Source organism: Flavobacterium sp. Flavsp81 (assembly GCF_059491325.1).
On the sequence record NZ_CP168505.1, the window covers coordinates 1,377,240 to 1,402,656 of the forward strand.

17 protein-coding genes are annotated in these 25,417 nt (G+C 35.6%); 5 read left to right on the top strand and 12 right to left on the bottom strand.

Annotated features, from left to right (window positions below; translation table 11 throughout):
* Positions 1-19 precede the first annotated feature (19 nt).
* The 3 genes from ACEN92_RS05555 to ACEN92_RS05565 all read right to left on the bottom strand — a co-directional run bounded on the left by ACEN92_RS05555 (position 20) and on the right by ACEN92_RS05565 (position 7,616).
* Positions 20-1,606: a glycoside hydrolase family 43 protein gene (locus tag ACEN92_RS05555; protein ID WP_495641376.1), complete on the bottom strand. Its 1,587-nt coding sequence runs from the start codon at positions 1,604-1,606 to the stop codon at positions 20-22.
* A gap of 335 nt (positions 1,607-1,941) precedes the next feature.
* Positions 1,942-5,961, bottom strand: a complete 4,020-nt coding sequence (locus ACEN92_RS05560; protein ID WP_495641377.1) for a hybrid sensor histidine kinase/response regulator transcription factor — start codon at positions 5,959-5,961, stop codon at positions 1,942-1,944.
* Positions 5,962-6,362: 401 nt separating this feature from the next.
* Positions 6,363-7,616, bottom strand: a complete 1,254-nt coding sequence (locus ACEN92_RS05565) for a glycoside hydrolase family 5 protein (protein WP_495641378.1) — start codon at positions 7,614-7,616, stop codon at positions 6,363-6,365.
* Positions 7,617-8,491: 875 nt separating this feature from the next.
* Here ACEN92_RS05565 and ACEN92_RS05570 point away from each other — a divergent pair.
* A complete protein-coding gene (locus ACEN92_RS05570) occupies positions 8,492-9,514 on the top strand; it encodes a lipid A-modifier LpxR family protein (protein WP_495641379.1) in 1,023 nt (340 codons plus the stop codon).
* Positions 9,515-9,593: 79 nt separating this feature from the next.
* Here the strand turns inward: ACEN92_RS05570 and ACEN92_RS05575 are convergent, their stop codons facing one another.
* Positions 9,594-10,463 (bottom strand): helix-turn-helix domain-containing protein, encoded by an 870-nt coding sequence (locus ACEN92_RS05575; protein WP_495641380.1) that lies wholly within the window; start codon positions 10,461-10,463, stop codon positions 9,594-9,596.
* 168 nt (positions 10,464-10,631) lie between these two features.
* Positions 10,632-11,363: a hypothetical protein gene (locus ACEN92_RS05580; RefSeq protein ID WP_495641381.1), complete on the bottom strand. Its 732-nt coding sequence runs from the start codon at positions 11,361-11,363 to the stop codon at positions 10,632-10,634.
* A 317-nt stretch (positions 11,364-11,680) separates the two neighbouring features.
* Between ACEN92_RS05580 and ACEN92_RS05585 the strand changes: the two genes are divergently transcribed.
* Positions 11,681-13,357 carry a helix-turn-helix domain-containing protein gene (locus ACEN92_RS05585; RefSeq protein ID WP_495641382.1) on the top strand — a complete coding sequence of 559 codons (1,677 nt, stop codon included), beginning with the start codon at positions 11,681-11,683 and terminating at the stop codon, positions 13,355-13,357.
* A gap of 131 nt (positions 13,358-13,488) precedes the next feature.
* On the opposite strand, the gene ACEN92_RS05590 is transcribed toward ACEN92_RS05585, so the two are convergent.
* Positions 13,489-13,749, bottom strand: coding sequence for a helix-turn-helix domain-containing protein (locus tag ACEN92_RS05590; protein WP_495641383.1), 261 nt, complete (start codon positions 13,747-13,749; stop codon positions 13,489-13,491).
* A 533-nt stretch (positions 13,750-14,282) separates the two neighbouring features.
* Between ACEN92_RS05590 and ACEN92_RS05595 the strand changes: the two genes are divergently transcribed.
* From ACEN92_RS05595 to ACEN92_RS05605, 3 genes are all read left to right on the top strand, one after another.
* Positions 14,283-17,303: a SusC/RagA family TonB-linked outer membrane protein gene (locus tag ACEN92_RS05595; RefSeq protein WP_495641384.1), complete on the top strand. Its 3,021-nt coding sequence runs from the start codon at positions 14,283-14,285 to the stop codon at positions 17,301-17,303.
* Positions 17,304-17,313: 10 nt separating this feature from the next.
* Positions 17,314-18,690: a RagB/SusD family nutrient uptake outer membrane protein gene (locus tag ACEN92_RS05600; protein WP_495641385.1), complete on the top strand. Its 1,377-nt coding sequence runs from the start codon at positions 17,314-17,316 to the stop codon at positions 18,688-18,690.
* Between the two features lie 454 nt (positions 18,691-19,144).
* A complete protein-coding gene (locus ACEN92_RS05605; RefSeq protein WP_495641386.1) occupies positions 19,145-21,808 on the top strand; it encodes a S9 family peptidase in 2,664 nt (887 codons plus the stop codon).
* Positions 21,809-22,174: 366 nt separating this feature from the next.
* On the opposite strand, the gene ACEN92_RS05610 is transcribed toward ACEN92_RS05605, so the two are convergent.
* The 6 genes from ACEN92_RS05610 to ACEN92_RS05635 form a co-directional block, all read right to left on the bottom strand.
* The gene (locus tag ACEN92_RS05610) at positions 22,175-22,453 is read right to left on the bottom strand and encodes a hypothetical protein (protein ID WP_495641387.1); all 279 of its coding nucleotides are present in this window, start codon (positions 22,451-22,453) and stop codon (positions 22,175-22,177) included.
* Between the two features lie 266 nt (positions 22,454-22,719).
* The gene (locus tag ACEN92_RS05615; RefSeq protein WP_495641388.1) at positions 22,720-23,001 is read right to left on the bottom strand and encodes a hypothetical protein; all 282 of its coding nucleotides are present in this window, start codon (positions 22,999-23,001) and stop codon (positions 22,720-22,722) included.
* Positions 23,002-23,130: 129 nt separating this feature from the next.
* Entirely contained in the window at positions 23,131-23,409 is a 279-nt protein-coding gene (locus ACEN92_RS05620) for a hypothetical protein (protein ID WP_495641389.1), read from the bottom strand.
* 248 nt (positions 23,410-23,657) lie between these two features.
* Entirely contained in the window at positions 23,658-23,930 is a 273-nt protein-coding gene (locus ACEN92_RS05625; RefSeq protein WP_495641390.1) for a DUF6520 family protein, read from the bottom strand.
* A 533-nt stretch (positions 23,931-24,463) separates the two neighbouring features.
* Positions 24,464-24,739, bottom strand: coding sequence for a hypothetical protein (locus tag ACEN92_RS05630; protein WP_495641391.1), 276 nt, complete (start codon positions 24,737-24,739; stop codon positions 24,464-24,466).
* Between the two features lie 283 nt (positions 24,740-25,022).
* Positions 25,023-25,295 (bottom strand): DUF6520 family protein, encoded by a 273-nt coding sequence (locus ACEN92_RS05635; protein ID WP_495641392.1) that lies wholly within the window; start codon positions 25,293-25,295, stop codon positions 25,023-25,025.
* Between the last annotated feature and the right edge of the window lie 122 nt (positions 25,296-25,417).

Consider the following 25,417-nt stretch of genomic DNA (forward strand, 5'->3'; position numbering starts at 1 on the left):
TATACATGATTTTATCTTACTATTTAATTCTGAACCAATCAAAATCAGCATAACCGCCTGTTTCTTTTGTTGCATAATTAAACAAGCCAAAACGATACCCCATAAAATGCGGGATGTCATATTTCATTTTCAATATATTTCCAATAGGATTCCACACTTTTCCATCTAAGCTGTACGAGAATTTAGCTTCATCTTTCCCATTAAGAGTGTAAAGGCTATTAGCTTCATCGTTCATGCCTGTAAAATCGCAATCAATCTTTAAATAAACGCTCTTTTGTGTTAAAGGAATTTGCTGTACTTCTACAGGTTTATCTGAACCGGCACTTACCATTACTATCGATTTTTGACCATTTTCGACCTTCACTCCAACCTGTCCGTATTTTTTTTGAAAGGCACATAATCCTGCGAAATCACCTTCCTTCATTTTGGAAACATCCAGGACAACAGAAGCTGAACTTGTTGGACCAATAGTACGTTGTGTAAGTGTGTTTCTGGCCTGAAGAAAATCAGTGTCCACTCTTCCTGTTTTGAGGCGCAGGAATCCTTTTCTTTCCGTTACAGACCACAGCGCATTATCCGGATTATGATTCCACTGCCATACTAAAGAAAGTGCTGCCTGTCCTTTTTTTCGATTGAATTCATCAGAAGCAACCAAATTCGGAATCAAACCTTTACTGGCTGGCAGGTCTAATATTTCCGGGGCTTTACCATTTTCTCCTAATACAGGCCAACCGTTTTCCCACTTTACGGGAACGAGATAAGGAACGCGGCCAACAGGACCATAATCGCGAAAAAGATAAGAGAACCAACGTCCATCGGGAGTGTCTATCAATCCTCCCTGAGCAATTCCTCTATCTTGAAAAGCAACTTTTCCTTCCCAGGGACCGTTGATATTATCTGCCCTATGTATAAGTACAGTTCGCATTTCACCGCGTGGCGCGCAAATGTTAAATAGATAATATTTCCCTTTTACTTTAAATAATTGAGAACCTTCAGCTGCAAGGCCTACTTCTTTTCCTGTTGGTGCACTGGCGTTTTTGATGAGAACTCTCTCCGGAACGTCTTGTTTAATCTCTGTCAGATCGTCATTTAATTCAACAATTTTTAGTAAATCCCCGCCATAAATCATATATACTTTGCCATCATCATCAAAAAACAAAGAACTGTCATGAAGGGATGGCTTAAAAGAAACTCTTTGCCAGTTTCCTTTATCTATATCTTTTGTTTTAAAAACGTAGGTTTCACCTGGTATGTCATGAGCAAAAGTGGTTAGATAATACATACCTTTGTGGTAGCGCAGACTACTTGCCCATGAACCTCTGCTATAGATGTTTTTTCCTTGTTCCAAATTTAGTGCCGGCAAATCTGCCAAAGTATCATAGGCATAGTTGATGATTTTCCAATTGACAAGATCTGTAGATTTCATAATGGGCACACCCGGGTTCATGTGCATCGTTGTACTGGCCATATAATAATTTTTACCAACCCTGATCATAGACATATCAGGTACATCAGCAAAAATTATTGGATTTTTGGCTTGCGCCAAACCAACGGCCTGAACAAGCAAAACAAGGAAGGCGAAAATAGGCCTAATTTCTTTTCTCATAATTTAAAAATTGGTCAATAGTTTGTAAATGGTTTCAATAAACAAAATAACAAGAAAACAATACCTTACAACGTTTCCTTTTGTATCAAAAAAGTGCGCTAATTGTATTAAATGAAGCCTATATCAAATACATTTATAAATCAGTCTGAAATTTTATGGAATTATGCCAATAAGATTTTGGAAATAGTATAATTCATTGACCGGATTAAAAATATAAGTAGTATCAAAAAAAAGTAGTAAACCTAAGCCTACTACTCTCTAAAATTGTTTTGTATTTGTTATTTAATCCTGTATCCTTTTTTAGTTAGGCATTTGGGAATCCCTCTCAACAGATATTATTGCTGTTTATATATGCGCAGATATTCAGAAGGCAAGGACCCAAATTCTTCTCTAAAGTACTTAGCAAATCTTTTCGGGGAATTAAACCCTACTTCATATGCTATTTCAGCAATTTGCATTTGGCTTTTTTCAAGAAGCTGACGCCCGCGTTTCAATCGTATTGTTCGGATAAATTCAATAGGTCCCTTACCGGTAATGGCAATTAATTTTTTGTATAAATGACCACGGCTCAGGCCTAAAGCTATACTAAGGGTTTCAACAGAAAAATCAATGTCGCTTATATGTTCTTCTACAACTTTAATAGCTTTGGCGATCAGGACTTCATCCAAAGAGGTTATGGTAATTTCTGCAGGAGAGACATCTAATTTTTGGCTAAACGAGACATGACTTTTCTCTGTCCATTCTACAAATTTCTGAATGCGCAGTTTTAGTAAAATAAAATTAAAAGGTTTGGTTATATAATCATCAGCGCCTAGTTCCAAACCTTCCATTACATGTTCTTCAGCGGTACGTGCCGTCAATAGGATAACCGGAATATGAGACCAATAAATATTAGTTTTTATTTGTCTGCAAAGTTCTATTCCGTTCATAACAGGCATCATTACATCACTTACAATAATGGTTACATTAAACTTCTGCAGCAATTGCAAGGCTTCTTCTCCATTATTGGCAGTTATCACATAATATTCATCCTCCAGATTATCTTTAATAAATTCACAAAAATCATTGTTGTCATCTACAAATAATAATATTTTTTTATCTGTAATGCTATTTGTTCCTTCTTCTTCCTGAATAGTAAGTTCGTCTGAAAAAATTTCTGTTGAATACTCTTCTACCGTACCTAATTCAGCTATTTTAATTGGAATATGGAAGGTAAAAATACTACCCCGTGGCACATTATCTGTAACATTTATTGTTCCTCCGTGAAGATTGACATATTCATGTACAATATGTAATCCTATACCTGCCCCGGTTTTTTCCTGTTCTTGCTGAGCCTGATAAAACCGTTCAAAAATATGTTCTTTTTCTTTATTGCTAATACCGGATCCTGTGTCTGAAACACTTACAGAAACAGTATCATTTGCTTGTTTTATATGAATGCGGATGGTACCGCCGTCTAAAGTATACTTGAATGCATTTGAAAGTATATTTGTAAGTATCTTTTGAACTTTATCCCGGTCAAATGACATTGTTAAACTTTCTATATCTGTGAACAACAATAAATTAATATTACGTTCTTCTGCATAAACACAAAATGAAGTGTAAATTTCATTAATAAAACTAACAAAATCGCCGGACTTTAAATTCAGCCTTTCTACACCAACATCCAGTTTATGAAAATCAAGCAGTGAGTTTATTAATGCCATTAGCTGTTGTGCATTTTTATACATAATACCCAACTTTTTTCTCATGCTTTCGTTGGCTGCATCTTTCAATAAAATCTGCAAAGGGGTAATAATGAGTGTAAGTGGTGTACGCAAATCATGGCTGATATTAGTAAAAAACCTTAATTTTATCTCGTTAATATGTATTTCCTTCTCGTGATCCATTTGCATACGCTGCTGTTCCAGTTTTACAACATGATTTTCTTTTGTTCTGCGCACATAAAATGTCAGTGCACTAATAATTAAAATGGCATATATGATAAAAGCCCAGACTGAAAAATAGAAAGGAGGCATTACATTTATAAATAATTCTGTAGGGACATTGTTCCAAACACCATCACCATTTCGTGCTTTTATTAAAAGTTTGTAATTACCTGTTGGAAGTGAGGATATTACAATTTTATTATTTTGAGTAGGCACCCATTGTGTATCAAAGCCTTCTATTTGATAAATATATTTTACTTTATCAGCATTCAATAAATTTCCTGTAGTAAACTGTAAGGAAATAAGTTTATCATCATGCCTGAAATTTAACTCGGAAGTTAATTGCATTGGGTGTTCGAGCAACTTGCGTCCATCATAATAGGAGTCTACCTGAATAGTATTATTACCTACTGTCAATTCAGTAAATATAACTTTTGGTGTAGTTTGGTCCTTTTCAGATATTTTATTCGGATTCAAAATAGTATATCCTTCGACATTACCAAGCAGAATATCACTATTTTGTAATTTGCAAACAGCGCGATCATTAAAATAATTATTCATAAGGCCATCTTTGACTGAGTAATTTTTACTTGAAAAAGTAAATCCTCCGTTTGATGCAGGCGTAACAGTAAGTATTGAAAGCCCATTACTGGTTGTTACCCAAATATTATTGAGATTATCTTCTGTTATCCCTTTAATTGAATTATCACATAATCCATTTTCTTTATCAAAATAATAAATAGTGTCTTTTTTTTGATTCCAGATCATCAGTCCTTCATTACTGCCTAACCATAGAATGCCACGTTTATCTTTATAGACATTTGAAATCAGAGATTGGGGAAAAGTTTGATTTCCTTTCTTATTACTAAGATACAAAGTCTTTTTATAATTCGTGATATCAATTACCAAAAGGCCAAATACAGTACCAACATACATTTTATCACCGCCATCATAAGACATATCCAGCGCATAAACAATATCATCAAATGGGGTAATCACAGCATTAAAATTATCCGAGTCCGATTGTAATACCTGAATTTTTCCCCCTAATGATCCTATCCATAGATTTCCATACCTGTCTTCTTCTAAATTCCAAATACTATTACTGGTTATTTTGCTGTTCTTTGTAGTATACTGGATCATTTTGCCATTTTCATAACAAAAAAGTCCTTTTTGATAGGTACCAATCCAAATACGATGCTTCCTGTCTTCCAGTATAGATATTATCGCGATGTTTGGAATTGGGAGTTTCTTAATGGTCTCTGAGTTCTTTTCTTTTATATACAATCCGTTTCCATCTGTTCCCAACCAAATATTTCCATGATGATCTTCCATTATAGACATAATATCGGAGCATTCAGGGTGTCGGAAATTGATAAAATTCCGAAAACTTTCATGATAAAACGAAAGTCCCTTTTTATTGTATCCAATCCAGATGGTTTCATTGTTGTCTTTGTACAGACACTTCACACTGTTCGATGACGGACCTGTTTCAACCCATGGATCAGATGCTACATTTTTAAATAAATCTTTTGCTTTGTCATAGATAAACAATCCTTTGTGGTCTGTTCCTATCCAGATTTGTCCCGGTTGGTTTTCGATAATACTTGTTATATGATTGGCTTCAGTTTTTAATTTTGAAGGCAATTCTAATCTTTTCCACTCTTCAATTGAGTTCTTTTTGTAAAAAACCTGTTCACTTTTATCTGAACAAATCCACAGCCCATTATTGCTGTCTATATAAATTATATTAGTGGCATTAATGGCATTCTGTTTTATAAAATCAGGTAATTCTATGAAGGTTAAAACCCTGGATTTTTTATTCAGTTTCCAGCAGATCCCTGAATCATATTGAATTGCGTACAGAAATTCACCATTATCAGCAATAGAGACTCCCTCTTTTAGAGGAGTTTTTAATTGGAATACAGAAGTCTTTTTTTTCTTAATATCATAAAAAAACACCTTCTTTTTGTTCAACACCCAGAGATTACGATTTTTATCGACAAAAATTTTAGCATTAAGATCCGGCTCTATGCCCAGATTGAGTAACAACTGTTTTGTGTCTGAAAAAGAATCTTTATCTCTTTTATATACCATGTAAGAATATCCTAAGTCTATCCAGATATTACCCAGGCCATCTTCCTGCAGTTCAACTATATTATTTGAAGACAGAGCATTAGATACACCGGGATGCATTTTATAAACCTTAAATCCATATCCGTCGTATCTATTTAGTCCAGACTCTGTACCTATCCAAAGAAATCCGTAACTATCTCTCAAAATAGTTTTTACATTATTATTTGAAAGACCTTCATTAGTTTCTAAATGATGAAAAACATAGGATGACTGCCCAATACTATTTTGGAAAGAAATAATCCAAAATGTTACGAGCAGATGTATGCGGATTTGTCTTAGATTTTTTTTCATACTAAAATGGTCAATAGAAAATTAGAGTATTATAAGCAAATAGGTAAGCTGAATTTTTCTGTATTTATTCAAAAAGATCTTATTTAGAAATAAAATCCTTTCAAACATTCTATTCTTTTATCAGGAAATTTTTGTCCTGTTGTATTTTAATAAGCTCAGGTAATAAGAAGCGATTGTAAAAATGCCTTTTTAATTTTCATCAAAAAGGTATTTTGATTCTCTTTTCGTTTCTGTCTCTTTTGACTCTCTGCTAAATCAAATATAACGAAGTTTTTTATCTATCTGCCTTGCCGTTTACATTCAGAATAACATCAGGCGTTTTTTTAATCCCTAATTCATATAAGCTCATCAACAATAGATTAGGCAAACTTTTATCAGCAAGCAAGCAAACATATATTAATTTAATTTGCCCCTGCTTTAATAGCGTCAATTGTACGCTGATCAAGGATTTTGTTATTACTTCTGTCTATAGCACCACCTATGTCCCAAAAAAATGGTACAACCCCAGTATCTATCGATTTTTTTGTAATATAAGTTATCCAGTAATCTACGGCATTTTGATGAGCCGTCATATCTAAAGGAAGCCGGGAACGTCCATCTCTTCTGTAGGCACCATATTCGCCTAAGATAACGGGCATACCTTTATCTGTAAATTTTGTCTTAAGTTCCTGAAAACTTTTATCCTGATCCTTTTCTTCACCCCAGGTCGCATTGCGATTAGGTTCAATAGCAGAATGATGATTCTCTCCCCAATAAAAAAACATTTTTCCCCAGTCTGCATCTTTTTCCAAAAGTGTAAACTGGAAAGGCGAATAATTATGTACCTCTACCATTAAACGTTTATCTGCTGAATCAACAGGCAGGACATTCATTAGGGAATTCGTTTTTCCTATGTCAGTTGCAGGACCCTGAACTACCAAAATACGATAGGCATTCTTGCCTCCTGTAGCACGAACGGCATCAATAAAAGTTTGATGGTATGATGTTAAAACTGCCATCTGTGCTGCATCTTCCACATTTGGTTCATTGGCACTGGCAAATATTAAATGTTCATCAAAATCTCTTAAATGAGTGGCTATTTGTTCCCAAAATGCTTTTTGTTTTGCATTATTTTCCAGTTTCTTGGCTTCGGTAACGTTATTTTCGAGCCATCCCCCATCCCAGTGGATGTTAATTAATACATACATTTTGTTATCTACACAATATTGAACCAGTTCTTTAACTCTGTTAAGCCATGGTTTACTGATTTCTCCGGTATTTGGATCTGAATATTGATTCCAGGTACAAGGAATTCTTATGGAATTAAAGCCTTTCGTTTTTAAAAAATCTATATATGATTTAGTGATTTTTGGACTCCCCCAGGCACTTTCTCCTCCTATGGCTTCTAATGCGTTTCCAATATTCCAGCCTAAGCCCATTTTTGCAGCAATTTCGGGAGCAGTATTTTTCATACCGGCTGCATCAGCAGGAAGGGGACTTGTATTATAATTTGGATATTCTCTGTTTACAATCGGATTAACTCCGGCTTGCTGAAGGATCTGAACGGTTGCACCTGATTCTTTTTTTACTGAACTGCTGGAGCTGCAGGCAAAAAACATCATTAGAACCAGACTGGTCAAAACGTAAATAACTTTTTTACGATTCTTTTTTTTCATGTTGCCTAATGTTTTTAATTTCTTTTTAATACCTCTGCAAGGTTACCAATTGTTTTTTGTCCTTTATTTTTAATAACTCTCTTTAAAAATTTCAATACTTTGAAATACTGATCATTAAAAATCCAAAAATAGCAACAAAAAACTAGGGAGACTATAAAACTCCCTAGTTTAAAAAGCAAACTAACTTAAACTTAACCATTCAATTTAAAAATTGTCATGTTCAATGTATATTGGAGAGGGCTCAATCAACTCCTTTTACATTAATTCTACAGCAAAGAAGCAGATGTTTCTATAATCTCAAAATTCTTACTATCTCTTGCGAGAATGCAGAACTCGTTAATCCAAATAAAACTTCTGTCAAAAAATGATAATGAATGCGTTTCTTACCAAATTAAGTTAAAGTCAATATTTAAAAACATTCTTTCCGTTCAGCTTGTCATGCAATAAAAAATTGTATTGCAAACATCATAAAAACTTCACCAAACTATGGTATTGTTTTGTATCAAAAAGCTGTCTCATTTGTTGCAATTACTAAATAAAACAAGATCTGTATATTTTTAATATACATTCTAAACTTTAATTGATGTATTCAAATTAACATTTTGTTTTATACTTATAAATAAGCAAATAAATTAAGGTGAAATATTCTTACAAATAATAATATATTATTAATTTTGTATTTTGTTTCAACTACAGGATTAATGACTTCATGAAACATAAAGATTGTCCATATCTGATAAATACCATTGCTGATTATTTCGCTCTTTTTTCAGATGTTATTCTAATACATGGAATACAAATACAGCCTGTCCGAAAATGTAAGACAATGGTTTAGTTGGTGAAAAATGATTTAATAATTAAAAACTGAATCAATTATGAAAAAGTATTTAATAATTCTAATATTCTTTTATTCACTTAATATTGTTTCTCAGGGTAAATCAGGTTTTCAGGTACTAGTGACAACTGAAAATGATTTTTTGGGCATTAATAACAAAGATGAGAACTACACTGGTGCTGCTAAAATAGAATTACTTACTCCTGAAATAAAATGGAAATGGTTGCCGTTTTTCAAATTCAAACAGGATCCAACTGTATTGAATGTTCAGCGTTTTGGATTTGGAGGAACGGCTTATACTCCACAAGACATTGGAACCAGCGAGGTAGTTATGGGAGATCGCCCCTACGCTTCTTTAACTTTTTTTAGTTTTGGCAATGCTTCTTACAATAAAACTAAAAAACTGTTTCTTCAGTCCGATTTAATAATTGGTTCAATAGGATCCCCGGAACCAGGCAATGTGCAGGCTTATATGCATAAACATCATTGGTTTGGTTCAGACAGACCTGAACCTCAAGGCTGGAATAATCAAATTGGTTTTAACGGTTCATTAATCATTAATTACAATTCCCAGTTAGAAGGATTGATTGAAATCACAAAAAACAAATCAAATTTTCAGTGGATTATCCCTTCCTGGGTTGCCAAAGCAGATATCGGAAACTACATGATAAATCTACAGGGAGGCATAAAATTGAATTTATTAAACTTTAATTCTAATATATTGCAGGATTATATTGTGGAAGTTCCAACAATTACAAAACAAACAGCCAAAAAAAATATTAGATTTAATTTATTTATTGAACCTGATTTCAGAATTGCAGCATATAATGCAACTTTGGAAGGAATAATGTTTAATGATAAAAGTATTTATAAAATTGAACATACGCAGGTTAACAGATTATTGTTTGAGATCAATGGCGGATTAAATGTACTTATAGGTGATTTTTTCTATGCCAAATACTCGTTCTATGGCAGAAGTAAAGAATATGAAGGAGGAAAATCTTTTCATACCTGGGGCGGAATTACTGTTGGTTTCTCACCTTCCAGATGGAATCATAAATGAGTATGAACTAATTTACCTCCTTAAATAGCAATTAGGTATAAATTATAGCTACCTTAATTTATAATACGAATGTAATCCTTTAGGCAATTGTTAAGCGGTACTCAGAAGGTGAAAGTGACGTACGTCTTTTGAAGAAAGTGCTGAAAGACGAAGGAGTACTAAATTCTAATTCGTCAGCTATGTCAACAATAGTTATTTCGGGATTATCCAATAATGCCTTAGCTTTGGTAATCAAGGCTTCAGATATGAGATCTTTGGCATTTCTATGTGTAACCTTCTTTACAATTTTGTTTAAATGCGCAGGGGTGACACAAAGCGCATTTGCAAAAAACTCAACACTATGCTGCTCTTTGCAATGTGTAGTAATATGGCTTAGAAATTGTGATACCAGAAGCCCTTTTCTTGTTTGTGAAAAAATCATATCATTTTTTTGGTATTTATTATAAATCATTCGAATCTCATGCAAAAAAAGAGTAATGGAGTTCTGTCCCAATTCTTTGCTGTTAATAGAATGCTCTTCTTTTTTACTTTTAAGATGTATTACTTTAAAAAGCCATAGCATCAATTTAAAGTCTGTAGCATCAAGACTTATACTTGGAGAATTTATTGAATTTAAAAAATGGAAAAAGAACTTTTGCTGTGCAACCAAATTCTCTTTAACTACATATTCCCATGAAAATACCATAACACATATCTGAAGCTCTTCATCCATGTTGAGTATACGGCAATCGGTATCCTTTGGTATTAGAATTAAATCGTGTGCGGAAAATTCCTGAATTCGATTATTCAGCTGAAGTTTTATACTGCCTGACCGAATCAACAGTATTGTAAAATTGATAGTCTTAAAAGATTTATTTGGATCGTAACCCTTAATTTGCTTAATAAAACAAACAAACAGTCCTAATTTGCTATCTGACTCAAATTTGTTATTTATGAAATCTTCAATCATGGTGGTTCTCTTTTTAATGATTTAATGAAGTACATACTGCATATTGCATTTATTGTGCATATGCCTGAAACAAAAATTAATAAGACAAGCAATAATTATTTAATTATAGTCATGAAGGTAGAAAATAACTATAAGATAAATTATTGCTTGTACAGAATTCTTAAAGTATCAATTGGCAGTTGAATTCTTACATCTGAGTCCGGTTACCAAGGCCATAGTAACTGGTGATAAAGATGAATTTAGTGCACCGACTGTTCCTCCTATAATGTTTCCGACTGAACTATCCCAATCTCTATCCCTAATCTCATCGTAATAAGCAGAATATCGTGCAATTGATGAGGTAGTCAGTATAATTCTCTTATCCTCATTATTCAAAACAGTACTGGAGAGAATTTCAGATTCATATGATGCGATAAATTCATGAATATCCTGATATGACTCGTCCTTAATCGCAGCTAAGGAATCAATCAATGTTCTAAGATCGGCCTTGCCCTGGAAAGTCAATATTGAATTTTCAATAATACTAACAGTACTGTTTTCTGGGTTGGTGACAATAGTATTAATAGTATTATATGCAAAGGGTGAGCTACAATCCTTGGCAATATTGATGGTACCAGAGCAAGCGATCAATTGAACTTGTGTCATAATGTCTTCTGTCGATATATTCTCTGACAATGAATTATCAGAGTTGGTTGACAAATATATTTCAAGGACTTCATTGTGAAGTCTTCCTATACTATCATAGGGGTTTAATGTGTTTTCTGGGTTTGATAAAATCATAGCAGGTTTTTGAAAATTGTTTTTTTTATCAATTGTCAAATCCTCTATATTTTCTTCAGAAGTACAGGAAATCATAATCAATGGGAAAATTAAAATCCCAATTAGCATATGTCTTTTCATGATTCTTGGTGTTTTTTAGATATTATTGAACATTTTATTTTTGCTCAATTCATTTTACCCGGTAAGCAGAATTTTTATTTGGCACAATACCAAACTTTATTATTTGAATTCAGAACAAAACTAAAATTAGAAATCATCACCCGCAAATCATTGCTTATTGGATTCCGCGAATTGTACTATTGATTTCGTGAAAATCCATACATAATTTTATTTTAATAATACTTTATTTATAACTTCTTTGTGTTACTTTTGAAGTATAAATACCACAAATTTCTTGGTCGTACTATTATGAATATCTCCCCCCAAATCTATATATCATGCATATTTACCCAATCATGTCTGTATTATTGGCAACACAATTTACTGTTGCACAACAAAAGACATATGCTATTTCGGACTCATTACAATCTAAAAATTTTGAATATTTAGATGAGCGAATTGATCTTTTTAAAAGAGATCCCTCTAAAGCAGCTCCTTATATTATTTCTTATTTGTCAAAGGCGAAATCAGAAAAAAATTCGCAGGAAATTGTTAATGGTTACAAAAACCATCTTTTACTGCAACGTGACGAAAAATCAAAATTGATCTATACAGACAGTATGGTATATGCTGCAAAAAAGTCTAAAAATAATGCACTGATTGGCTCAGCATATCTCTCCAGAGGAGTCGTTTATTATGCGCAGAAGAAGTATACCGATGCTCTGGATAATTACATCATAGCTAATGACTTTATCTCCAAAACAAAAGACGATTATTTGTTTTACAAGATAAAATACAATATGGCGCTTATTAAATATTACCTCGGTTTGTATGATGAATCTCTGGTATTGTTTAAAGATTGTGTAAATCATTTTAAAAACAACAATGACAGAGCCTATCTGAATTCATTACATTCCCTTGGACTTACATACAATAAATTGGGCAATTATGGCCTGTGCAGTGAGACAAATAAAATAGGGTTAGAAGAAACAAAAAGACTTAACATTAGTGAAATGGAACATTACTTCCATCATTCTGAAGGAGTTAACCAATATTTCAAGCAAAACTATGTTTTATCCATAAAAATTATCCAAAGCGCATTACCGGGCATTCGCTCAAATAAAGATTTCGCAAATGAAACGGTAGGCTACCTGTATATTGGTAAAAGCTATTGGGCATTACAAAACACCCAACAGGCATTATACTATTTTAATAAGGCAGATAAAATGCTTAGTGAAAAGCAGTATATCCATCCTGAACTTCGGGCAATGTACGAGCTATTGATTGATTATTACATTACAAAGAAAAAATCAGAAGCAGGACTCTATTATATTAACAAGTTGCTCAAAACAGATAGTATTTCAAATGTCACTTATAAATATTTATACGGTAAAGTGCTCAAAGACTATGATACCAAAAAATTGCTGACAGAAAAGAAGAAAATAGAGACAGCTTTGAATCGAAAAAAATATACGGAAATAATTTTTATTTCTATTATTTCTTTATTGGTCTGCTCTTCCTGTTATCTAACCTATAGAAATCTTAGAAATAGAAAAAATTACGGAAAAAAATTCGCTGAGCTGATGGATGAAAATGAAAAAACAAAAGACACGGCAAAGCTTAAAAAAATACCTTTGGATGAATTGGATATCAACCCTGATGCCGTGGTTGCCCTGCTGAAACAATTGGAAAAATTTGAACGGGATAAAAAATTCCTGGAAATGGATTGGACATTGGTAAAACTGGCTGCCTCTTTTAACTCTAATACCAAATATCTCTCTAAAGTAATTTACTTTCACAGAGGTAAAAAATTTGTAGATTACATAAACGACCTTAAAATTGATTACCTGATTGAACTTTTGAAAACAAATAAAGTCATACGGAATTATACCAATAAAGCATTGGCTGAAGAAGTTGGTTTTAGCACAACACAACGCTTCACTAATGCCTTTTATTCAAGAGTAAAAATTTCCCCTACTTTTTTCATCAAAGAGTTAGAACGGCAACAATTGTAGCAATAACTCTCTGAATTTATAAAAGATACTGCAAGAGGTAGAGCCTATATCATATAAATAAAAACAGAAGTATTCAATAGGCTAAAAAATTTGCTGGTTTATGGTTTTTATATTTTTGCATTCAGGCAATTTCACTTATGCAAATCATCAAATCTTAATTCAAAATCAAAATTCAGCAAATCTTTTGGATGAACACCTAAACCAGTAGCAATTCTTGCGATAGTTTCAAGTGTTGGGTTGCCTTCTCCTGTTTCATATTTATTATAATTACTGGCATCAAATCTTGTTAGACTATCCACACCGCTTAGGGTTTTTATTTTTTCTTCTCTAATTTTTCTTAAATTTTCACCAAATCTTTTTCTATAATCCTTAAGTAGTTCCTCTTTAGCCATATTCATAATTTGAACGTACAATTTTTAACTTTTAATAAAAATATTTATGGTGATATATCACCATGAATATTTTTTTTATATATTTGTGATAATTCACCGTTTAAATTAGCGTATTTGTTATTTTTTTACATAAAACATTGAAGCATTCGCTTTGGATCTCGTTATCGAAAACCGCGTTTAAATAACCTTGAGACAATAAGTGAAAATGCTCACGTCTTACCAGTCGTGGGCACACTCATTGTTCCCCGGTAATTTCAATAGCTTTGACAGCGATTAAGCTGAGTTCGGAGCCATTTTTATTGGCAAAACTCTTCAGCTTTCATTTCTGGCATTCAATCTTCATTGTTTTTTAGACTTTTCATTAACATTTAATTAACTCAACAAACAAAAAACCAGTGCCTATGATTCAACAGAAATGGTAGTCCATACCATAAAATTTAACACATAAAAAAAGGCCCTCTAATTCGTCACCAAACTAGTATAGAGGACCGTAGCTAACAAAATCAATGTTTCACTTTAACTAAACCAATATTATGAATAATTTTTCATACTACAAAGGTTGGAAGGCTTTTTATTGCCTAATTTTTTTCGGCTGTTTCTTGTCTTCATCCTTTGTTCTGGCAACTAATTCACTAAGGCAACAGCAACCCAATCCTTCGCAAAACATTGTTCACGGCATTATCACGGACGGCGCCAATCCTTTGCCGGGAGTCACCATTGCCATAAAAAACAAAGCCAACTCAGGTACTATTTCCGATTATACCGGACAATATGACATTATTGCTGCAGGCTCAGATACGCTGGTAGTTTCTTTTATAGGGTTCAAAACCGCTCTGGTTCCTGTAAATGGACGTCGAACTTTAAACATAACACTACAGCCTGACATTACGGCTCTGCAAGAGGTCCGGGTCAACGCCGGATACTATTCCGTAAAGGAAAGCGAGCGTACGGGCAGTATCTCCAGGGTTACAGCCAAAGACATCGAAAACCAGCCTGTTACCAATGTGCTGGCTACCATGCAGGGCCGAATGGCAGGAGTTCACATAACACAAACCACAGGAACCCCGGGAGGAGGTTTCGACATCAAAATCCGCGGACAAAACAGCCTGCGCAGCGATGCAAACTCACCGCTTTATATCATTGATGGTGTGCCCTATTCTTCGGATCCCATCGGAGAAAGTCAGACTTCAACCGCTTATCCAACTTTTTCGAGCCCTCTTAACAGCATTAATCCCGATAATATAGAAAGCATTGAAGTGCTTAAGGATGCCGATGCAACCTCTATATATGGATCCAGGGGAGCCAATGGTGTAGTGCTCATCACTACAAAAAAAGGAAAAAAAGGAAAAACAACTTTTAATATTACAAGTTCTACAGGAACAGGCAGATCTACCAAGTTTATTAAATTAATGAATACCCAGGAGTATCTTGCCATGCGCAGACAAGCTTTTATTAATGACGGTCTTACAGAATATGGTCGACGCGATTACGATATCAATGGAACCTGGGACCAAAATCGATATACAGACTGGCAAAAAGAAATCCTGGGAGGAACCTCCCAGATAAACGATGTACAGGGAAGTGCATCAGGAGGTTCCGATAAAACCCAATTCAGGTTAAGCAGCAGCTACCATCAGGAATCCACCATTTATCCTGGAGATTTCCGATACAAAAAGGGTGGGGCCCAGCTCAACGTAAACCACATCTCTGAAGACGGCAAGTTCCGCTTTTCTTTCTCGGGAGGCTATAACAGCCAAAACAATAAGCTGCCGTCTTTTGATCTGAGCTCAATTGTACGGTTTATTCCACCCAATGGTCCTGCTCTTTACAAAGCTGATGGCAGCCTCAATTGGGAAAATGGCACCTGGCAAAATCCTCTTCGCAATCTAAATGCCGAATACCGATCCAAAACCAATGATCTTGTTGCCAATACAGTTCTGTCCTATGAAATTATAGACAATCTTACTGTAAAAAGCAGTTTTGGCTTTACTGACCTGCATACTATTGAAACCCGAACTATACCTTCGACAATTTATAATCCTATCTATAATGTAGGAAGCGATCGTTCGTCAGTTTTTTTCAATAATACAGACAGGTCTTCGTGGATCATAGAACCTCAAATCAATTACGAAAGGGTAATTGGCGGAGGCAAATTGGATATTCTTCTTGGCGGGACTTTTCAGAATCAGGTTACAAATACCCTGTATCAGTTAGGATCTGGCTTCATCTCCAATAGCCTGATATACAATTTGGCAGCAGCCAAAAACATTACAGTAACTAATAATGATCAGACCCAATACAAATATCAGGCATTCTTTGCAAGGGTCAACTACAACTGGCAACAACGTTACATGCTGAACCTGACAGCCAGACGAGACGGATCCAGCCGTTTCGGGCCCGGGAATCAATTTGCGGTCTTCGGGGCAGTTGGAGCCGCATGGATTTTCTCTCGTGAGAATTTTTTACAAGACAGCCAATGGCTAAGTTTTGGAAAGATACGTTCGAGTTACGGTACAACAGGTAATGATCAGATTGGTGACTATCAGTATCTCAACACGTATAGCACCACCGGGGTTGACTATGGCGGGATGATCGGACTTCAGCCCTCGAGACTTTTTAATCCGGATTTTGGATGGGAAATCAACAAAAAACTGGAAGTTGCACTCGAATTGGGCTTTTTTCAGGACCGCATCTTCACAACAGCATCCTGGTATCAGAACCGATCTTCCAATCAGCTCGTAGGAATACCATTGCCCGGAACAACAGGTTTCGCCTCTTTACAGGCCAATCTTGATGCAGAGGTTGAAAATAAAGGACTCGAATTGACTCTTAGAACGGTCAATTTCAATAAAACGGATTTTAAATGGTCTACCAATCTTAACATCAGTTTTGCCCGAAATAAACTGCTGCGCTTCCCTGGTTTGGAAGGTTCTACCTATAGCCAACAATATCGTATAGGACAGCCGTTAAACATCAATATACTTTATCAATATAAAGGTGTTAATCCTCAGACTGGTGTCTATGAATTTGAAGATTTCAATAAGGATGGAGTGATATCGCTTTCTGAAGACGCTAAAGTTATAGCTGACCTTAATCCAAAATTTTTCGGCGGTCTGCAGAACCAACTGACCTATAAAAGATGGAACCTTGATTTTCTTTTCCAGTTCACAAAACAGAAAAAACGAAGCTATCCACTGGGTCTGGCAGGAACAATGTTAAACCAGTATAAAAAAATAAAAGATTCATGGGTACAGCCCGGAGATAATGCGGCTTATCAAATCTTTACCACCGGCTACAACTACGACGCTGTAATTGCTGATTATAATTATTCGACCAGTAGCGCAACGGTTACTGACGGCTCTTTTATCCGTCTTAAAAACATAGCGCTTTCCTATAATCTTCCATTACCTCTTAAGGATACAACCTGTAAAATAATGATTGAGGGACAGAACCTGCTTACTTTTACTAAATATGAAGATGGTGATCCTGAATCTATTTCCAGCTTTTTACCTCCTCTAAAAGTGATTAGTGCTGGAGTACAATTAACGTTTTAAATCGATAAAAATGAAAAATTTAATAACAAAACTGTTATATTTGGCCAGCTTTTCGCTATTGCTGATTTCCTGTGATTCTTTTGTAGAAACCGATCTTCCGAAATCGCAACTCCATAATGCAGCCGTATTTGAAAATTATGCGACAGCCTCTGCTGCCCTAGCCGACATCTATTCCAAAATAAGGGATAACGGAATGCTTAATGGAGGTGGTTTATCTCTGCAGCTGGGGAACTATACTGATGAAACCGATTCTTACCAAGATCCCTCCAGTCCTTCTGAAGCTTTCTATCACAACAGGCTACTTCCTTCCACTTCAACATTACAGGATTTCTGGAATGTGGCCTATAACCAGATTTATGCAGCTAATACTCTAATCGAAGGGGTACAAAACAGCAAAAATCTCTCAGACCAAAATAAAAAACAATTGCAGGGAGAAGCACTCTTTATTCGGGCATTTATTCATTTTTATCTGGTAAACCTGTTTGGAGATGTCCCTTATATCGTCGAGACCGATTACAGAAAAAATAGTAAAGTCCCAAGAACGAGTACCCAAAAGGTATATGAGAACCTGATTGCAGACCTGCAAAACGCTTCCTCTATGCTGCCTGATACCTATAGTCCCGTTCAAAGAGTGCGCCCTAATAGGTTTACCTGTCGCGCTCTTATGGCTCGCGTATATCTGTACAACAACCAATATGCCGAGGCTGCCAGTGAAGCTTCTGTCCTGTTGAACCAGACAGCACTGTTTTCACTGGAGCAGGATTTGAATAGTGTGTTTTTAATAAATTCAAAAGAAACAATCTGGCAATTGCAATCGGCCAGTCCTGGGAATAATACCGTAGAAGGTACCGTATTTATTTTTGAATCCGGTCCTCCAATTATTGCTCTTACTGATAATTTGGTAAATTCCTTTTCAGCTACAGATCTTCGAAAATCCAGTTGGATTAAATCTGTTACGGATGGTACCACAACCTGGTATCATGCTTTCAAATATAAAGAGCGTGATAATACTCCTACTTCCCGGGAATATTCAATTATGTTCCGATTAGCAGAACAGTACCTGATACGCGCTGAGGCTCGCGCTCATTTGGGCGATCTTACCGGAGCCAAAGAGGATCTAAACAAAATCAGGGAACGCGCAGGACTTAGTCAGACAACGGCACAAAGCCAGGCTGAAATTTTAAATGCCATCCTGCAGGAAAGAAGATGGGAACTTTTTAGTGAATTCGGCCATCGTTTTTTCGATCTCAAACGTTTCGGAGAGCTTGACAATACATTGTCAGCTGTAAAACCGGGATGGACTAGTAATGACAGGCTTTTTCCGATTCCGCAGAATGAATTAAATGCAAACCCTAATCTGCTGCCGCAGAATCCCGGGTATAATTAAATAAATAAGCATGTCAAAAAACATTTAACTCTGGTTTATGCGCGAGTCATAAACCTTATATCTATTTTTTAGTTTATTATTTATTTTGCCATTAGATGCCTGTCCTCTTACGGGGGCAGGCTGGGTAAAAAAATGGACAGTGAGAAGAAACATTTTCCAATTCCACAGAATGAATTAAATGCAAACCCTAATCTACTGCCTCAGAATCCAATCCCATGTATTAAATAAAAAACAATCATGCAAAAAAATCTGTCAGTCCATTTTATACACAATCTCCAAAATATTACTTACACGCTTTATTTTTAGTTTTATTATTAGATGCCTTTCTCTTCTGAGGGCAAGTGGGGCAAAAAAAATGGAAGATTAAGACAAGGCATTTTCCGAGTTTACAGAATGAATTCAATACAATTCCTAATCTGCTGCTGCAGAATCTAAGGTATTAAATAAAATAGTCATGCAAAAAAAACACTTATCAACAGCTTTATACACAGGTCCCAAAATCTTACACCACTTTTTATTTTTAGCTTTATTATTTATTTTGCCATTAATAAACTCTCCTCTGCGGGGGCAGGCAGGGCAAAAAAAAGATCTAAAAGTAACAGACTACGCTCTATGGGAATACACCGAAATGGATAAGCTTTCTCCTGATGGGCACTGGGCAAGTTATATCGCGGCATTCCTTAGCGGAAGCGACACTTTATTTGTACGAAATACATTCAATGCTAAAACCTATTTTATACCTTCAGGCCGGAACTCCGTTTTTACACAAGATGATTTTTTTTATTGTCAGGCTGGAAAGGACCTTCAATACATAAATCTGAAAAATGGAAAAAAGCAAACTATTCCTAGTGTAGCAGAATATCAATATTCACAGCAACACAATTTAATTATATATCTCAACAAGGCTTCCCCAAAGAATAAAACACTTCATATTCAGTCGCCATCAGGGAAAATTTTGAAATCAATCGACAATGCAGTACAATATTCAATCAGCCCCGATGGACAACAGTTGATATACAGCGTTTTTAAGAACGAAAAATATGCATTATTACTTGTAGATCTAAAAAAAATAAATTTTGAAAAATGGATTATATCTTCAAATTCAAACCAACCAACCCAGTTTGTTTGGAGCAAAAACAGTAAAGCTGCTGCCTTTTTCTCGACATCTAAAAATAATACCATAGAATCACTTTTTTGTTATAGACCTGATTTTGAGAAACTTTTTGAATTTAACCCTACTTTACAGAATGGTTTTCCTGAAAATTCATCAATTATCAGGTCATCGGATAAAGTTATAATTTCAGATGATTTGCAGCGCATCTTTTTCCATATTAAGAAAAATGCAACAAATTTACTTCCCGACTCCTCCTCTCCGGAACCAGAAATCTGGAATGTGAATGATAAATTGGTCTATTCTTTGAAAAATAATGACGGTAAACAGGCAGAACCTGAAAAAGTAATGATGTGGCGGCCTATGACAGGAGGATTTTCGCTGCTCACGACAGAAGAACTTCCTAAAATTATACTCTCAGGAGACCAGCAGCATGTACTTTTATCCAACCCGCTTGACTATGAACCGCAGTTCAATTATGAAGGCCCTCGTGATTATTATCTTCTGAATCTTACCACAATGGATAAAAAGAAAATCTTTAACAAGGCTTCCTTCTCTTATCCTGATATTATTCCGTCACCTGACGGACGTTATATTGCCTATTTTAAAGACAACAATTGGTGGACATACGATATTCTGCAAGACATTCATACCAATCTCACTGGCAGTACAGGCACTGCATTCGCAGGAAAAGTACGACTTTTAGTTAGCAATTCCGTATTTGGAAACCCGGGTTGGAGTGCCGACAATAAAGAAATATTGCTTTATGACCAATATGATATATGGGCTCTAAAACCTGATGGCAGCGCATCGAGAAGGTTGACCTACGGACGTGAGAAAGAAATCACCTATCGTATTGGAGACATTCCAAACAACAACAGGCTGTATGTTATATATGATGGTTACACAGCAGGCAACTATGATTTAAAGAAGCAGCTCATTTTAAATGCTAAAAGCAGTGAAGGAAAAACCGGTTATTTTATATGGAAAAACAGCGGTACTGAAAAAATAGTCTTTGAAGATTCCTATATTGATCAGCTGCATTACACTGCCGATAAAAAGAAAATAATGTATCGCAGACAGAAATTTAATCTTCCTCCACAGCTAATTTTCAAAGATGGAAAAAGTAAAGAAAATACATTCCTGCAAAGCAATCCACAGCATCAAAATTACCATTGGGGAAAAGCCGAACTGATTCATTTTGAAAATTCAAAACATCAAAAATTAAAAGGTGTGCTATATTATCCTGCTGACTATAATTCACAAAAGAAATACCCAATGATTGTTAATATTTATGAAATACAGTCCGACAATATCCACAATTATTCAATACCCACTATGTATAACGAGACTGGTTTTAATCCTGCGATTTTTACCTCACAGGGCTATTTTGTTTTCCTGCCCGATATTTTACACGAAGATGAAAATGTCGGCCCTTCGGCTTTGGACTGTGTTACTGCAGGAACTGAAAAAGTAATTTCACTGGGAATGATTGATCCGGATAAAATAGGATTAATGGGTCACTCATTCGGAGGGTATGAAACTACTTTTATAATCAATCATACCAAACTATTTAAAACCGCCATTGCCAGCGGCGCCATAACAGATCTGACTAGCTTTTTTCTTACTATTGGATGGAGAAACGGCGCACCTGATATGTGGCGTTTTTATAGTGAACAGTGGAGAATGAAGGGGAAAACACCATTGGAGAACCCCGAAGACTACAGTCGTAATTCTCCACTGGCTTCTATAACGAATCTACAGATACCTTTATTGTTATGGACCGGCAAAGAAGATGTACTGGTTGACTGGCATCAGAGTATTGAATACTATCTGGCAATGCGCCGTCTGGGCAAAAAAGGAATAATGCTTCTTTATCCACAAGAAGGACACACTCTTACAAAACCATCCAATCAGGAAGATGTGACTCGCAGAGTATTACAATGGTTCGGATATTTTTTAAGAGAAGAAAAAAACACCGAATGGATCAACAACGGAATTAAGTAATTCCGGAAGCAAGTATAGAGTAATGCCATTCCTAATGGAATGGCATTGTTTATATATTAAATTCCTATGGCTGTTGAGGGTATGAAGACTCTTGAGTGCTTTTCCATAAGCTATTGGCCCTAATATTCCTAAGCAGCAAAAACGAATACCGGACACCAAATGTCACTTCAATATTACATTCAACTTTACATTTGTGTATCCAGCTACTGACTCTTAGCATTACTCTCCATTGAAGTGATTGCAAAGGCTCTCAATAGCCAAAACAGCTGTAGCAATTGGCATTCTATTAAAAAAAAATGTTTTTTATACTATTAGTTCAGATTAAACTTTACTCTGTTTTTTAAGCATTAGTTTATACTAAATCTTTTATGGGGTACTCTTCCACAAAATATTATGACAATTTCCGTGAAGACTTTTACCAAAAGCCAGAGGTCCATTAGGATATACTATACGGCACATGGTAAGTGATACAGCATTACTACATTCTACGGAAATGTCACAGTAGCCCTCTGAATCTAAGTTATAGCCAATGACATTTGCAAAATTCTTAGAGGTACTCTGCATCGAAGTTGTGGCAAAGGCTCCTACAATTGCCAAAACAGCCGTGGCAATCGGCATTCCATTTTTAAAAAATAATATTTTCATACTATTAAATTTTTAGGTTAGACTTTTGACCTGTCCCTGCCTGCCAATTACAGGCATTGTGTTTTTCCTGGTCTCTCTCCATTTTTATATGGTGGTTCTAACCGGAGTTTTACTTTTGGATGAAAATCCCGATCAGGCCGATCAAAAGATAAACACAAAGAATCCTGACATTTTTGAAAGCAGGGCCAATTAAAATAATATAAGACTGCGTTAGCAGTAATGCTGCTCCTGATTATGAAACGGAACCGCGGTTTTTATTAAATCCATTATAATTGTGGACGATACAAAACAGTAATACATGTCCCTGTAATAGGGCTTTTACCATAAGCTGTCGGTCCGGCAGGATACGATAATTTACAAACATAAGCTGATGGGATATCACTACATGTCACGGCAATACCGCATGTTCCATCAGGTTCTTCTACGTAGCCAATTTTTAGTGCAAAAGCGCTTGCTGAGCTTTGCATTGAAGTAGTGGCAAATGCTCCTCCAATTGCCAAAACAGCCGTGATAATCTGCATTCCATTTTTAAAAAATAACGTTTTCATACTATTAAATTTTTAATTAAACTTTGATCTGTTTTCTTCTACCCATATTCGGTCTGAGATCAGCTTTTAGATTTATATGTTGGTTTAATCACACCTTCCGCCTTCCATATAAAATCCCATTCAAGCCAATCAAAAAAAGCAAATCCACAAGGTCTGAACACATTGACCCTGGGGGTTTTTACCATAAGCTATTGGTCCATTAGGATACCATGAACGACATATTTGTGCACTTGGAACATCACAACATGACACGGGAATATTACATTCGCCCTGCGTATTTAATGTGTAGCCTGCCTTTGGTGTAAAAGTGCCGGAGGCAATCTGTATTGAAGCGGTAGCAAAGCCCCCTGCAATGGCCAAAATAGCTGCGGCAATCGGCATTCCATCTTTTAAAAAAAGGGTTTTCATAATACTATTTTTAGATTAAACTTTGCTCTTCTTCATCCTAATAGGTATTTATTTTTTCCTAAGATCATCTCCGTTTTTATATACTGGTTTTGGCAAAGCTTTTATCTTTAGATAAAAATCCCATACAAACCAATCAAAAAGACACATACAAAAAATCCTGATATTTTTGAAAACATATAAGCATAATATTCATAAGACTATTATAACAAAAGTGCTGTTCCACAATCTGGAATGGCACTTTTGTTATACTAATATCTCCACAAAGTACGAACACATTCCCCCGTAATAGGATCTTTACCAGCAGCAATCAGTCCATTAGGATATGACAAACGACAAATTTGTGAACTTGGCACATCACTACATAGAACAGCAATTTCGCATTCAGGTATCACATAGCCAACTGTTGGTACAAAAGCGCTTGATGAGCTTGAGCTTTGCATTGAAGTAGTGGCAAAGGCTCCTGCAATGGCCAAAACAGTCGTGGCAGCCGGCATTCCGTTTTTAAAAAATAATGTTTTCATAATATTAAAATTTAGGTTAAACTTTATTGAATTTTCAGGTTAAACTATATGGCGGTTTTACCGGATTTTACTTTTGTATAAAATCCCACTTAAACCAATCAAAAAGATAAGCTCAAGACATCCCGGCATTTTTGAAAGCAGACCGATTAAATTAGGTAAGACTGCATTCGCCAGCAATGCCGTTTCATATTATATGGAACGATATGTAGCTGCTACTAAATACTTTATGGCACATGCCCCCATGACATGTATTTAATGTCCCATCAGGTGGATTTTAGCAAAAGCTATCGGTCCATTGAGCCCTAACGGCAAAAAATGAACCCAGATGGGACATATCATGTCCAGACTTTTATATGCTGATTTTAATCAGACTGTTGCTTTAGGATAAAATCCCATTCTAACCGATCAAAAAGATAAACACAAAGAATCCTTATATTTTTGGAAGCAGGTCGATTAAACTTATTAAGACTACATTAATAGCAATGCTGCTCCATGTTATGGAAACAGCATGCAGCTTGCTGCTAAATACATTGTCATAATGGACGATACAAGACTTTTAGACAGGTCCCCGTAGCAGGAACTATCTCGAAGGCAGGATCACCAATCGGATACGAATATCTACAAATTTGAGATGATGGGATAGTACTACACATCACGGCAATATCACATGATCCATCTCCTAATGCGTAGCCAATTTTTAATTGATAAGCGCTTGATACGCTTTGCATGGAAGTAGTGGCAAAGGCCCCTGCAATGGCCAAAACAGCGGTGACAACCGGTATTCCGTTTTTTAAAAATAGTGTTTTCATAATGGTATTTTTTAGATTAGACTTTATTAAATTTCAGGTTAAACTTTGGTCTGCCTCCAGTTAGGCATTGCGTTTTTCCGACCATTCTCCGGTTTCTATATGGTGGTTTTAACCGGAGTTTTGCTTTTGGATAAAATCCAGCTCCAGCCGATCAAAAAGGTAAGCACAAAGAATCCTGGCATTTTGAAAACAGGCCGATTAAATCAGGGAAGACTGCGTCACCCTGCAATGCCGTTCCATATAATATGGAACGGCATTGCAGCTGTTACTAAATGCATTGTCATTATGGACGATACAGGATTCTTGTACAGCTCCCCGTAATAGGATTTTTCGCGTAGGCCGCATCACCAATCGGATACCAAAGTCTGCAAACTTGATTTCCTAAATCAGCACATGACACGGCAATATTACATGTTGCATCAGCTTCTAATACGTAGCCAACTTTTAGTTGATAAGCGCTTGATGCGCTTTGCATGGAAGTAGTGGCAAATGCCCCTGCAATGGCCAGAACAGTCGTGGCAGCCGGTATTTCGTTTTTTAAAAATAGTGTTTTCATAATGGTATTTTTTAGGTTAACTTTCGTCTGCCTGCCCGTTACGGACATTGCATTTTCCCTGGCCGCTCTCCCTTTTTATATGGCGGTTCTAACCGGAATTTTTTGCTTTGGATAAAATCCTA

Coding starts and splice junctions, on each gene's coding strand:
- ACEN92_RS05555 (WP_495641376.1), bottom strand. CDS start 1,606: ATGAGAAAAGAAATTAGGCCTATTTTCGCCTTCCTTGTTTTGCTTGTT.
- ACEN92_RS05560 (WP_495641377.1), bottom strand. CDS start 5,961: ATGAAAAAAAATCTAAGACAAATCCGCATACATCTGCTCGTAACATTT.
- ACEN92_RS05565 (WP_495641378.1), bottom strand. CDS start 7,616: ATGAAAAAAAAGAATCGTAAAAAAGTTATTTACGTTTTGACCAGTCTG.
- ACEN92_RS05570 (WP_495641379.1), top strand. CDS start 8,492: ATGAAAAAGTATTTAATAATTCTAATATTCTTTTATTCACTTAATATT.
- ACEN92_RS05575 (WP_495641380.1), bottom strand. CDS start 10,463: ATGATTGAAGATTTCATAAATAACAAATTTGAGTCAGATAGCAAATTA.
- ACEN92_RS05580 (WP_495641381.1), bottom strand. CDS start 11,363: ATGAAAAGACATATGCTAATTGGGATTTTAATTTTCCCATTGATTATG.
- ACEN92_RS05585 (WP_495641382.1), top strand. CDS start 11,681: ATGCATATTTACCCAATCATGTCTGTATTATTGGCAACACAATTTACT.
- ACEN92_RS05590 (WP_495641383.1), bottom strand. CDS start 13,749: ATGGCTAAAGAGGAACTACTTAAGGATTATAGAAAAAGATTTGGTGAA.
- ACEN92_RS05595 (WP_495641384.1), top strand. CDS start 14,283: ATGAATAATTTTTCATACTACAAAGGTTGGAAGGCTTTTTATTGCCTA.
- ACEN92_RS05600 (WP_495641385.1), top strand. CDS start 17,314: ATGAAAAATTTAATAACAAAACTGTTATATTTGGCCAGCTTTTCGCTA.
- ACEN92_RS05605 (WP_495641386.1), top strand. CDS start 19,145: ATGCAAAAAAAACACTTATCAACAGCTTTATACACAGGTCCCAAAATC.
- ACEN92_RS05610 (WP_495641387.1), bottom strand. CDS start 22,453: ATGAAAATATTATTTTTTAAAAATGGAATGCCGATTGCCACGGCTGTT.
- ACEN92_RS05615 (WP_495641388.1), bottom strand. CDS start 23,001: ATGAAAACGTTATTTTTTAAAAATGGAATGCAGATTATCACGGCTGTT.
- ACEN92_RS05620 (WP_495641389.1), bottom strand. CDS start 23,409: ATGAAAACCCTTTTTTTAAAAGATGGAATGCCGATTGCCGCAGCTATT.
- ACEN92_RS05625 (WP_495641390.1), bottom strand. CDS start 23,930: ATGAAAACATTATTTTTTAAAAACGGAATGCCGGCTGCCACGACTGTT.
- ACEN92_RS05630 (WP_495641391.1), bottom strand. CDS start 24,739: ATGAAAACACTATTTTTAAAAAACGGAATACCGGTTGTCACCGCTGTT.
- ACEN92_RS05635 (WP_495641392.1), bottom strand. CDS start 25,295: ATGAAAACACTATTTTTAAAAAACGAAATACCGGCTGCCACGACTGTT.